The sequence below is a fragment of the Trebonia kvetii genome, from assembly GCF_007827045.1.
Classification (GTDB): Bacteria; Actinomycetota; Actinomycetes; order Streptosporangiales; family Streptosporangiaceae; genus Trebonia; species Trebonia kvetii.
Window position 1 is genome coordinate 350,831 of sequence record NZ_RPFW01000003.1, and the last position, 11,958, is coordinate 362,788.

Here is an 11,958-nt window from a genome sequence, read left to right on the forward strand (position 1 = left end):
GCGCTGCCACGACAGTACGTGAGACCCGAGAGCCCTAAAGATTTCAGGGCCTATGGGTATTGGCGTCGTGGCTGTGGTGACGTCTTCGCTCTGGCCCCAGGCGTGTATATATATGCACTGCATAAACGGACATTCCGCCCATACGGGGGGTAGGGTACAAAAGTGCAGGTCAGAGACGGGTGGTAAACGACCCCGCCGGCTTGCGCACGTTTACTCAAGCATGTGCGAATTTAGCATTTCCGCAGGTCAGGGGCTTTCAGGCCTCTAAAACGCCCATTCGGGGCGCCTTTTCGTTCATTTTATGCATTCCGAGTGCATAGACGGCCAATCAGGGGGCATCGTGGCTAATCAGTATGCGCGGACCCCTGTTGAAGTAATGCAGCGACGTTCGCATAACGGTAAGACTCTGGGCGGTCGCGACCTCGAAGTAATCGACGTCTCGAACATGGCGCCCGTTGCAGTTCCGCCGGTCCCTAAGGGCCTCGCGGAGCGCGGCTCCGCCGAGTGGCTGAAGATATGGACCGCGGGTAAATGGCTCTGGCCTGATCAGGATTACGCGTGGGTTGAAATGGCGTGCAAAGCGTATGACCGTATCGCGGTTTTCGAGGCTCAGATACTCGAAGACGGGCCGATGGTGCCCGGTTACCGTCCGGGGATGCTCGTCTCTCACCCGTTGTTCACGGAAATCGACCGCGCCGAAACCGTAATCCGTAAATGCCTCTCGCAGCTTGGCTTTTCGCCTACGGATCGCGCCCGTTTGAAGCTCACGGAGCTTAAGGGCGCGTCGGAGCTTCAGAAGCTCGTGAACGGCAGTCAGCATTCCGCCCAGGGCAACACAGTGCAATCGTACATTGAAGGAGAATGGTGAACCTTCCCGATCCTTATCCCTGGGATACTCTTCGGCAGGAAATCCTCGCGGACATTGCGAGCATGCGTGCCAAGGTGGAAGCCGATGGCGTTTTTCTCAACGGGAGACCTCACCCTTTGTTCGCGGAGATCAAAGAGAGCGAGAGCCTTCTTGCCCGGCTTCTAGTCGAGTCAAACTTATGGCGCCTCGTAAGCCCGTACAGGACCCTCTAGACCTGAAGCGCGATGCTCTCGCTCAGGCGATGATCGCGGCGGGGAAGGGCTCAGAGAGCCTCACACGGGATATCAGCCGCCTCCCTGAGAGCCAACTCGATTACCTTTACGCGCACTACACGGCGCCACGCTACGTGTACTAAGCCGGGAAGCCAGCCCCCGGTACCATCACGGTCCTCTGCCGGGCGTGATGGCCCCTCCGAAGGCCTCTTTCCCCGGCCTCGGCTGACATGGGGAAGCCAGTGAGTCGGGAGCTTTTATGCTCGCATTCGCTGAAGCGGCGATAAACCCGACCGTTAGAGGGACAGTCGAGAGTCGTGGACTCGACACCTAATCTTTCAAGAATGCGGAGCCGAAATTGGGTCGACCCAGGAATCCGGAACGATGCGACCAGCTTACGAGGACTGGAAACATTTGCGCCGCTCCCGCGGGGCATTCTGGCAACCATCGCTGTGAGCGGCGCTTTCGCTCCGGCAGGTCAACGGATTGGTTTCATGACAACCCCGTTAAGGCCACTATGTGTGTTTCCCTTAACAGCGCCATGAAGCGGGCGTCGAAAAAGGGCGTTCCGTTTACGCTCACGCTAAAAGACTTGCCGCCCATTCCTGAATCATGCCCCGTGTTGGGAATCCTGCTATTCCGTGGCAAAGGTCGCGCGAGCGCTAATTCGCCTTCCCTTGATCGGATTATCCCTGAGCTTGGCTATGTTCCAAGCAATGTCCGGTGGATTTCTCAGCGCGCGAATCAGATCAAGTCAGATGCGACGTCTGACGAACTTTGGCTTATTGCCCGGGATTCACTCCGCTTGGATCTTAACGACTTGTAATTCCGTCCCGTTGAGGTGTGGAAACCTTCACGGGCGGATACCGCCTATTTCTTCGCCTCGCGCTTGATCGCCAGTAGGCGGAAGACGTTGGCGGGCGCGTGTTCCTGCGTGGGCGAAAACGGAACAGACGGCGAGCGCTCTTTGATCAGGGAAGCGTAATGCTGCCAGCCGGTGAGAAGCCGGCCCTAATTCTTCACCGCGGATTCCCGCGGTTTCAATGCTCGCCATTGCGGGCTTCGCCACTGCCCTATCTGGGCCATTGCAAAAAGGAAATACCAGCATGTTTGCTGCTGAAAGGCACGCACGCGCGGAGCGCGCCCAACTTTTCGCCAAGACCGATCCGCTGATTGCGAAGCTTCAGCGTGGTGAGAGGCTCTCTAACGCTGAGCGCAGGTCTCTCGATCTCGACCACACGCGGATTGCGCAGCTCAACCAGGAGATCGCCGCATGTCAGGAGGCCCGCGAGCTTAGCGCCGAAGCCGGCCGGGCTATGGGCGATTCCCCGGATTCGGGCGCCCGTGACGATTCCGCGGAGTCTCGCGCTTTTACCGCCTATCTGCGTTCGGGAGTTCGCGGCCCTGAGCTTCGCGCCGCGGGTGAGGCATCCGGTAGCGCGGGTGGGTATCTCGTGCCTCCGGGTTGGTGGCAGCGTCTCCAGGTTGCCCTGAAGGCGTACGGCGGTACCGCCGCGGACTTTCAGCAGATTGAGACTGACACTGGTCAGCCGATGCAGTGGGCGACGAACGACCCAACTACCACGGTCGGCGTGCAGCAGGCAGAAAACACTCTTGTCTCGAACGTTGACTACACGTTCGGTCAGGGGACTTTGGGCGCCTACATGTTTGACAGCGGCGTTCAGCTTGTGAGTCTTCAGCTCGCGCAAGACAGCGCGTTCAATCTGGGCGCCTTCATCATGGCGCGTGTTGCCGAGTCTCTGGGTCGTGCTCAGGCTGCGGCGGCGATCTCGGGTACTGGGTCGTCTCAGCCGCTCGGGATCATTCCGGCGCTGAATGCGGCAAGCACTACAGGTTCGGGCGGCAAGTACACGCTTGGCACTGCGACGAAGGTTAACGTGGCCGGCGCAACGGGCACTACGGGCGCCAGTCAGATTACCGAGCTTATCGGCGGAACGCTTTCACCGGCGTCATGGCTTGGCGTCCTGAAGTCAGTCGACATGGCTTATCGTTCCCTGGGCGCGAAGTGGTATATGAATGACACGACGTTGCAGAACACGCGTCTGATCACGAATGGTTTCGGTGACCCTTACTATCCTGAACTTCAGGATGATACGAAGCCGAAGCTTTACGGCTATCCCGTGGTGGTCGATAACAATATACCGAACCTGACCGCGAGCACACCATCCGGGGTTATCTTCGGTCATCTCGAATCGGCTATGGTGCTGCGTTCTGTTCGGGGCGCCGGGCTTATGCGTCTTGATGAGCGCTGGGCTGACTTTTTGCAGGTTGGTTTCATTGGGTACCGGCGTTTTGATTGCCGTAGCAATGACCTCCGCGCCGCCACCGTCGTTGTTCCGGCCGCCACGTGACCCGCGAGGAAGCCTTTAAGGCTTACATTCGTACGGGCCTTGTTACGCCTGAACTCAGGGCCGCGGGTGAGGGTACTAACTCCGCGGGCGGCTTTACGGTTGCCCCGGAATTCCATGCTTCGCTGACTGTTCAGCTTCAGGCGTTCGGCGCACTGTTCCGGAATTTCACCCGGTTCGAAACTGAGCATGGTTCACCGATGTTCGCGCCTTCGGCGAACTTCGCTAGTGCGGGTGTCGTCCAGGCGGAGGACTCGGGGCCGGTCAGCGCGAATGACCGCGTGTACGGCCAGACGGCATTTCCGCTGACTCCGACTCTGGCGTCGGGAATGCATCAGGTCAGCATTCAGTTTGTGACTGACTCCGCTTTTCCCGTGGAAGATGTGATCTCGGCGTATGCGGCGGAGTCGATCGGGCGTAAGCTCGCGACGCTCTCAGTGTCGGGTACGGGCTCTGGTCAGCCGTTCGGTGTTATCCCTGTTGCGAACGCTCAGGGTGCATGGTCCGCGGGTAACTCGGGCGGGTTTATTTCGCTGACCGCGGCGGCGCCGATCGAGATTAACGGCGCTGCAACCACTGAGCTTGTGGCGGGAGTGCCGAACTCGGCATCTCTCCTGAAGATGGTTCAGGCGGTTGACCCTGCCTATTACGATCCTGACCCTGACGGTTCCGGGGGCGCCAAGTGGTTTATGAACGGTGCCCAGTACACGGCGCTTTGCTCGATCACGGACACTACGGGTCAGCCGATCATGCGGCCTAATGGTCCTCGGGTCTTGCATGGCTTTCCGATTACGATCGCCAATGAGCTACCGAACCTGACCGCGAGCACTACGGGCGGGGTTGTGTTCGGAAACCTCTCTAAGGCCTTCTACTACAGGGACGCGGGCTTCGAGGTGAAGCGCCTTAATCAGCGTTACGCCGACAACCTTCAGGTTGGTTTCCTGGGATGGCATCGCGCCGATTTCCAGGCGAGGGACGCGCGGGCGTTCGTGACGGTTAAGCCCGCGGCAACGTAAGGGCATGCAATAGCCCCCAGGGAATCCCTGGGGGCTTTTTGCGTTTCTAGGGTGGGGATTGTACCCGGAAGCCATGAAAGGCGCTTAGCGTGGCTCTCCGGGCCGTATGGAGGGCATCTAGGCCTCTTGGTCAATCATTGAACACTGGCGAGCCGTTCTCCGGAATCTGCGAAACGTATCGCAAGTTGGAGCATCGCGCGGGACATTGGCGTGCCGTACGACACGCTTAAGCAGTACCGCACGGTCGCTAGGGCCTATGAAACGGGTGAACGTTCACCCGATGTCCCTTGGTCTCTCCACATGGCCCTAGCGTCCCAGGAGGACCGCCTAGACCTTATCGAGTCCGGCGAGTACGACACCGTAGCCAAAGCAAGACCCCCGTCTCTCCGACGAATCTGGAGGGGCGGGGGTCTTTTGCGTTTCAGGGGCCTCAGGGGGACGCGTAAGGCCCCTGAGTCTCATTCTAGGGTGATTCCCCATAGAACGGGATTCAGGGGCCTTAGCGTTGCGCTGTGAGCCGTATAGGGGCCTATCTGGGCTACGGGGTTAGTCGTCTTCCAATCTGGCTTTCACTGTTCCGTCTGCCTCGATAAGCACCGTAACCGTGTGATCCCCGAGCAATGCCCTTTGGTCCGCGAGTGTTCCCGTGCGCCACGCATCCGCATAGGTGCGTCCGGTCTTCCTGGGCATTGTGCGCACGGGCTCCGCCGGCTGTGCGTCCACTTCCGTGAACTTCGCTGCCAGCGTGGTTACTAGCCCCATGTCCTTTTGCGTCATGGCGTTGTTCATCTCGGCTTGGATGCGCTGTAGTTCCATCTGACGCCCGTGATCGCCTCCCGTGGTCACCATGACCCATTCGGGGATGTCTAGATCGCGCATGAGAGCATCTACAGCTTTGTTGGCGTCATCGAAGGGGATGCCGGGGTTTCCGCATTTTGCCTCAACTGCCAAGCCGATACGACCCTGAGAGCAACGGTATTTCGCGGCGCCAATCGGCTTACCGTGCCTCGTGGACTGGTGACGGTAAAGCTGTGCGCCGCACTCGCACAACACCACGGATGAGTATCCGTGAATCGCGCGGCGTCCGCCCGTGGCGAAGCTACGGGAACCCATGACCGTGTTAGCGGAATCCCAAAGGGCCTCGGAAACCAGGGGCTCAAACGCGTGTCCGTCCCGTTCCCCGAGGTACGTACGGCGCTTAATCATCTCGATTACGCGTTTCACCCGCCACGCTTCCCCTGTCATCTCCGTAAGCCACACGGCAACAGAGGTAGCGGTGCGCCCGTCCGCGACGCGTTGGAATGCCTCACGGGCGAGGGGTCCGGTAACAGGGTCAATCTCGAAACGTTTCGCGTAGGTTGCCCCAGTGACGACGTATCCGAATGGTGGCTTGCCTACCGCGTGCCCTTGGGCTTTGAGGGCATTTTGCGTGCCCATGCTGCGCATGCGTATAGCCTCCCACTCTTTGCGAGCGGCATCCTTTTCAGCGGTCCAACGCCAGTAATCGGCGTCATTGCGCTTGGGGAACTGGGGTCCGTCCGCGACAATAATCCGCTTACCGTGACTTACCGCCCAGTGTTCTAGATAGGTGAAGTCTTCTTGTGTGCCACGGGAGATTCGGTCGGTGCGGTAGATCAGAATGGCGTCATACATGGCGAGGCGCTTGGGGTCTTCCATCCACGGGCGGAGGTTTTTCCGCTTCCATGGTGCGGACGTGCCGGATTTAATGTCGGCTGCGGTGGCGATCACCGCGTGTCCCTCACGTTCAGCCCACTCACGCGCGGTGGCGTCTTGAATTTCGATGGATACGCCGTCCCTACGGTCAGAGACCTTGGCGCGGGAGAGACGCGCGACCAGGAGGAGGCGTAGGCCGTTGGCGTTCACAGGAACACTACTTCCGTGATCTCGGCGCCCATGCCCTCAGCCATGGTGATGAACTGTTCGGCACGGTCCCAGGTGAGGCAGCGGGTTGCCTCTTTGCGGGGTCCTATGGGTGTGATGACGCGCCACACGATGACGTACTGAGTGTTTGACCTGCGCTGCATGGGGTGTGTCCTTCCGGTCACCCCCATCGGTAAGCGTGGACAACTTGACTCTTACCGGGCGGGAAGAATAACTTCGCGGCCGACCGCGAGGTCGGCGACCGGATTATCGCAAGTCTTCCCGAGGTCCAGGTTGGCGTCCAGGCTCAGCGGGCCGTGCTCGGCCGGGTGGTCAGGTACCTGGTCGGCGAGGCCGGCGTCAAGCAGCTCCTCGACGTTGGCTCTGGCCTGCCGACGTCGGACAACGTGCACGAGATCGCTCAGCGGACCGCGCCGGGCACCCGGGTGGTCTACGTGGACAACGATTCCGTCGTGCTCGCGCACGCCCGGGCCATCCTGAGCGACCAGACCTCAACGTTCGCTGAGCGCGGCGACCTGCTCGATCCGGCGTCGATCATGTCAAGCCCGGCGATCCGCCGTCACCTGGACTGGAACCAGCCGGTGGGGCTGCTGCTGTGCGGCATTGTGCATTACCTGCTGGACGAGGAGAACCCGGGACGGCTCGTCGCCGAGCTTGTCGATGCGCTGCCATCGGGCAGCTACGTGTTCATTCACCACCTGCTCGACACGGGTGACCCCGCGGCCGCCACCCTCCAGGAGCAGATGCAACGGGGCCTCGGCCGCGTCAGGTTCCGCACGCTCGCCGAGGTCCGCGCGCTCTTCGGCGACCTACGTCTTGTCGAGCCGGGCCTCGTCCCGATTCCCGAGTGGCGCCCGGACCCCGGCACCCCGATCCGCGCCGACTACGGCGTGATCCTCTCGATGGCCTGCGCAGGCGTGGCCCGTAAGGCCTGACCTACGCTCCCAGTGCCCCAGATGCGGTCGTGTTCGGGTAGACCGGCGAGTCTGACGGCGATCTGGCCGCGGTCCTCGTCGTCGCGGGAGCGGGTTGCCTCAATCAGCGCCGCCGCGTGCGCCCGGACGTGGGTGCGCCAGGCCCGCGTCGCGGCGAGGGAGGCGGACACCGGCGGGGGCTCGATGGCGAGGATCTGCGCCACCGACCGTTCGAGCAGGGTGCCGAGCGGCCCGCGGGAGCCGCGGACCCGCAGCGCGATGATCTTCTGCAGGTCGAAAAGCCGCTCAGTCTCCGTCGACGCGACTACCCGCCGCGGCAGCTCCCAGGCGGAGCTGGTGAGCCAGCGCGGGTTCGCGGTGCCGTCGGGGTTCAGCGCGGGCACGATGTACGCGGAGCGCGCCCCCGGCGAGCGCCGCCATGCCCGCAGCTCGTCGCGGCGGAGCGAGGCGAACGCCCGGCTGTCGAGCTGAAGCTGCTGCCTGGCCCACAGGTACTCCTCGAGGAACCGCGCGTTCTGCGGCCAGCCAAGCTCGCCGAGCGCCTCGAGTACGACCTCCCTGATCGGCCGTCCGGGCTGTGACCTGCGGATGCCGGCGCTCGTGGTCCTGCGGAGCTCGCCGATCAGCGCCTCGCGACGCTGTTCGAGCCGGCCGAGCATGGTGGCCTGCGCGACGAGTTCAGCCACCGGTACGTCGGTGTCGCGCGCGTCCGCAGCGAGCTGACGGGCGAGCTTCAGCGTTTCCTCAGCCGTGGCAGCGAGGTTGTCTCTTACGGCAGCCATGCTCACGCCGTGGACTGTACCCCGCATCCATGGGAGGTATCCATGGGCCCCATGCGATTGACGCATGGATAACTGGGTACCGAATTACACACGCGAGATTTGCCAAAACCCCCGTGGGGAGCTCGGCCAGAGGAGGTGCCTGCCATGTCAGTGCCATCCGAAGTGAGCAAGGTCAGACGCTTGCACAAGCCGAGCTACCGATGGCGATTTCCCGATCGCGCACTGCACCTGGTCGACATCGAGAACCTGGCAGGCTCCGCGCGTCCCAGCCTTGCCGTGGTCAGCGAGGTGCAGGGCCGGTACATGGCGCGCCTGGCCTTCGGCGCCGACGACCAGGTGGTGATGGCGGCGAGCCACCGCGGCCTGCTCGACGCCGCCTGCGGATGGCCGCACGCCAGGTACCGGGTGCGGTCGGGCAGGGATGGCGCAGACCTGGAGCTGATCGACGTGCTCGAGCACGAGAACGTCGCGGCCAGGTTCAGGCACGTGGTGATCGGCTCTGGCGACGGCATATTCGGCGGCGCGGCGGCGATGCTCGCGGACCGTGGCGTCTACGTGACCGTGGTCAGCCTCCGCCGCAGCCTGTCCCCCGGCCTGGCCCGGGTCGCCTCCGACGTCGTCTACCTGGACGCGCCCCTGGCAACCGCCGCGTAGCCGCAAGGATCAAAGCTGGTAGTCCTTGACGAGGGTGCGGCCGATCACCATCTTCTGTATCTCCGCCGTGCCCTCGCCGATCAGCAGCAGCGGCGCGTCCCGGTACAGCCGTTCGATCTCGTGCTCGGTCGAGTACCCGTAGGCGCCGTGGATGCGCAGCGAGTCCTCGACGACCTCCTTGCAGTATTCGGCGGCGAGGTACTTGGCCATGCCCGCCTCGACGTCCGCCTGGCCGCCAGCCGCCTTGCGGCGGGCGGCCATCACCATCGTCTGGTGAGCGGCGGTCACCTTGGTGGCCATCTCCGCAAGCTTGAAGGTGATCGCCTGGTGCTCGCCGATGATCTTCCCGAACGTCTGCCGCTGTCTCGCATAGCCGAGCGCCAACTCGAAGGCGCGGAGGGCCACACCGCAGCCGCGTGCCGCGACGTTCACGCGGCCCACCTCGATGCCGTCCATGATCTGGTAGAAACCGCGTCCGGGACGCATCCCGAGCACCCGGTTCGCGGGCACGCGCAGGCCGTCGAGTATCAGCTCGGTGGTGTCCACGCCGCGGTAGCCGAGCTTGTGGATCTTGCCGGGAATGGTGAGACCAGGCCGGGTCTCGCCGAAGCCGGGGTCCTTCTCGACCAGGAAAGCGGTGAGGTTCTGGTGCGGCCGGTCGCCGCCTTCGTCGGTTCTGGCGAGCAGGACGATGAGGCTGGCGGTGGCGCCGCTGGTGAGCCACATCTTCTGGCCGGTGATGACGTAGTCGTCGCCGTCGCGGACGGCGGCGGTGCGGATGGCGGCGACGTCCGAGCCGAGGCCCGGCTCCGACATGGACAGCGCGGAGCGGATCTCGCCGGCGGCCATCCTGGGCAGGAAGTAGTCCCGCTGCTCCTGCGTGCCGTGCGTCGCGACCAGGTAGGCGGCGATGAAGTGGGTGTTAAGAATCCCGGACAGCGATATCCAGCCGCGTGACAGCTCTTCGACCACGAGCGCGTAGGTGAGCAGCGACTCGCCGAGGCCGCCGTACTCCTCGCCGATCATGAGGCCGAAGGCACCCAGGTCCTTGAGCTTGTGCACAAGGCCGTCCGGGTAGGCGTCGGCGTGGTCGAGCTCTGAGGCGACGGGGAGGACCTCGGCGTCAACGAAGTCGCGGACGGTGCGCAGGATGTCGCGCTGCGGCTCAGTGAGCCCATCGGTGTCGGTGAGACGTCGCATGGGCCCATCTTCACTGCCGCCGTATGGCCTCCGTCAAGATGGTGGATCGTTAGGAGCATCCGGGTACTCCTAACGATCCACCCTCGTTCCGGCTAGAACTGGTCGGCCGACGCTACGGCCTCAGAGACGATCATCTCCGGCGCCCCGGTGCCGCCCACCGAGCCGATGAACGCCTGGAGCTCTGGGTTGCCGAAGAACTGGTGGAACTGCTCGATGCTCTCCCACTCGTCCATGATGACGACGTAGTCCTCGCCGACGCCGAAGCGGTGGTGCAGCGCGCCGGCGGACTTGGCTTCCTCCGCGATCTTGACGAACTCGTCCGCCCAGTCCGTCAGCGACTTGCGGAACGTGGCTGTATCTCCCTGGAATTTCCCGATAACGAGCACGGACATGCCGGCCCCCCTCTGATAGTCATGTGCGCCCGGGTACGCGTACCTGCATCTGGTACGTCACCGTCGCGCGGCAAGATCACCCGTCTTACGGTGTTTCGGCCAGGGGATCGTGGCGCGTGGTTCCCGGGCGGTACTGGCTAGTCGAGCGCGAGCGTCGCCGTCGCGGCGAGCACGCAGGCGGCGAGGTCCGCGCTGCCAATGACAGACGCCCCGAGGTCGGCCGGCCGGATCCGGTCGGCGGCCAGGCGGCAGAAACCGACCGCGTCGGCGACGATGCTCAGCCGGGGCGACTCTCCGTCGTCGGCGTCGTCGGCGGCATCGTCGCCGAGCACCAGATCCCAGGTGCCGCCGCCGTGGCCGGTGAGCACGAGACGGAGGCTTGCCGCCGTGAGGAGCCCGCCGCGCCGCGCCGCGCCCGGCAGCAGCCGGGCTGCCAGCGTTGTCATCAGGCGGAGCGCCGGCGGGTCGGGTGCCGAGGCAGGCTGCCCGGTCGACAGCCTGATGTCGTTCTCGTGGACCCACAGCTCGAACGCCCGCACCAGCAGCAGGGAGCCGAGCGGCAGCCGCATGCCGTGCAGGGCGATGGCGCGGTCGAGGTCCTCCACGCCGGCCAGCAGCGCGAAGGTCTGGCTGGTCGCGTCACGCCACTCGCTCAGGGTCTGCGCGGGCGACCGTCCGGCCTGGCGTTCCGCGGCCGCCTGCGTGGACTCCACATGGCTGGCGTCGGCGACGGCGGGGTCGCCCAAGACGGCGCGCCGCACGTCCTCCTCTACCCCGGCGAGGTGACCGACGAGGCCCTGCACATCCAGGTCGCGGATGGCGGGCCGGCCCCATGCGTCCGCGCCCAGCGTCGCGAGCGTGCGGTCGAGTGCGTCGGCGGCGCGGCGGTACGCCTCGACGGGCGTGATCGCAGGCACCTCGGGGACCGGCTGGCCGGCCGCGCGCACGTCCAGGGCCGCCGCGAGCACGCGAGTCCGCACGTCGGGTGAGAGCGGGGAATTGCTGACGTTCACGGGGACTCCAGAAGCTGCCGGTCAAGCACAGTTTCCAACTTTGCGAGCGCAAGGCGCAACCGTGACTTCACCGTCCCTTCCGGGATGCCGACGGCAGACGCCACCTCGCGGCACGTCATGCCCTCAAAGTAGGCGAGCTGCACCACCTGGCGCTGCGGGGGCGGCAGACGCTCGATGGCCGCCCGCACCGCGGCGGTCATGTCGGCGGTCACCAGGTCGTCGCCGGGCAGCGGCGGTCCGTCGCCAGGGGTCAGCCGGTAGTGCCGCTGCTGCCGGGCGATCCGGCGCAGTTCGCTGCGGAGGATGTCGACCGCGCGGTTCCTCGCCATCACGGTCAGGTAGGTGCGCAGCGAGCCGACGTCCGGATCGTAGCGATCCGGGTACCGCCACAGGTCAACGAACACGTCCTGGACCACATCGTGGGCGCTGCCCGCGCCGATGACACCGGCCGCGGTCGCGTAGACGGCGGCGGCGAAGCGGTCGAATACCTCGGCGAGCGCATCGTCGTCCCCAGCCGACATGCGCGCGGCGAGCAGCGCGTCGGTCCCCCTCACAGTCGGGACGCTAGCGCAGCGCCGCGGCAACGACAATGCCAATGGGCGCGGCCGCCTGGAA

The 11,958-nt window shown here is 64.2% G+C and carries 12 protein-coding genes; 5 read left to right on the top strand and 7 right to left on the bottom strand.

What is annotated here, in order from left to right; genetic code table 11:
* The first annotated feature begins 340 nt into the window (after positions 1-340).
* The 3 genes from EAS64_RS16410 to EAS64_RS16420 all read left to right on the top strand — a co-directional run bounded on the left by EAS64_RS16410 (position 341) and on the right by EAS64_RS16420 (position 4,465).
* Complete coding sequence (locus EAS64_RS16410; protein ID WP_187365966.1) at positions 341-868, top strand: phage terminase small subunit P27 family; 528 nt, start codon at positions 341-343, stop codon at positions 866-868.
* Between the two features lie 1,255 nt (positions 869-2,123).
* Positions 2,124-3,452 carry a phage major capsid protein gene (locus EAS64_RS16415; RefSeq protein ID WP_145853875.1) on the top strand — a complete coding sequence of 443 codons (1,329 nt, stop codon included), beginning with the start codon at positions 2,124-2,126 and terminating at the stop codon, positions 3,450-3,452.
* A complete protein-coding gene (locus EAS64_RS16420) occupies positions 3,449-4,465 on the top strand; it encodes a phage major capsid protein (RefSeq protein WP_145853876.1) in 1,017 nt (338 codons plus the stop codon). Before EAS64_RS16415 ends, EAS64_RS16420 begins: the two co-directional genes overlap by 4 nt.
* 546 nt (positions 4,466-5,011) lie before the next feature.
* Here EAS64_RS16420 and EAS64_RS16425 read toward each other — a convergent pair.
* Both EAS64_RS16425 and EAS64_RS43630 read right to left on the bottom strand, forming a co-directional pair.
* Positions 5,012-6,349, bottom strand: coding sequence for a recombinase family protein (locus tag EAS64_RS16425; protein WP_145853877.1), 1,338 nt, complete (start codon positions 6,347-6,349; stop codon positions 5,012-5,014).
* A complete protein-coding gene (locus EAS64_RS43630) occupies positions 6,346-6,510 on the bottom strand; it encodes a hypothetical protein (protein ID WP_187365967.1) in 165 nt (54 codons plus the stop codon). The genes EAS64_RS16425 and EAS64_RS43630 overlap by 4 nt, the downstream gene beginning before the upstream one ends.
* A 105-nt stretch (positions 6,511-6,615) precedes the next feature.
* Here EAS64_RS43630 and EAS64_RS16430 point away from each other — a divergent pair, with 105 nt between their 5' ends.
* Complete coding sequence (locus EAS64_RS16430) at positions 6,616-7,302, top strand: SAM-dependent methyltransferase (RefSeq protein ID WP_246115765.1); 687 nt, start codon at positions 6,616-6,618, stop codon at positions 7,300-7,302.
* On the opposite strand, the gene EAS64_RS16435 is transcribed toward EAS64_RS16430, so the two are convergent.
* Positions 7,251-8,090, bottom strand: coding sequence for a hypothetical protein (locus tag EAS64_RS16435; protein ID WP_145853879.1), 840 nt, complete (start codon positions 8,088-8,090; stop codon positions 7,251-7,253). The genes EAS64_RS16430 and EAS64_RS16435 overlap by 52 nt on opposite strands.
* Positions 8,091-8,228: 138 nt before the next feature.
* Between EAS64_RS16435 and EAS64_RS16440 the strand changes: the two genes are divergently transcribed.
* Entirely contained in the window at positions 8,229-8,738 is a 510-nt protein-coding gene (locus EAS64_RS16440; RefSeq protein WP_145853880.1) for an NYN domain-containing protein, read from the top strand.
* A 9-nt stretch (positions 8,739-8,747) separates the two neighbouring features.
* Here the strand turns inward: EAS64_RS16440 and EAS64_RS16445 are convergent, their stop codons facing one another.
* From EAS64_RS16445 to EAS64_RS16460, 4 genes are all read right to left on the bottom strand, one after another.
* Entirely contained in the window at positions 8,748-9,938 is a 1,191-nt protein-coding gene (locus tag EAS64_RS16445) for an acyl-CoA dehydrogenase family protein (protein ID WP_145853881.1), read from the bottom strand.
* 92 nt (positions 9,939-10,030) lie between these two features.
* Positions 10,031-10,330, bottom strand: a complete 300-nt coding sequence (locus EAS64_RS16450) for an antibiotic biosynthesis monooxygenase (RefSeq protein ID WP_145853882.1) — start codon at positions 10,328-10,330, stop codon at positions 10,031-10,033.
* Between the two features lie 137 nt (positions 10,331-10,467).
* Positions 10,468-11,343, bottom strand: a complete 876-nt coding sequence (locus EAS64_RS16455) for a maleylpyruvate isomerase family mycothiol-dependent enzyme (protein ID WP_145853883.1) — start codon at positions 11,341-11,343, stop codon at positions 10,468-10,470.
* Complete coding sequence (locus EAS64_RS16460; protein WP_145853884.1) at positions 11,340-11,897, bottom strand: RNA polymerase sigma factor; 558 nt, start codon at positions 11,895-11,897, stop codon at positions 11,340-11,342. The genes EAS64_RS16455 and EAS64_RS16460 overlap by 4 nt, the downstream gene beginning before the upstream one ends.
* Between the last annotated feature and the right edge of the window lie 61 nt (positions 11,898-11,958).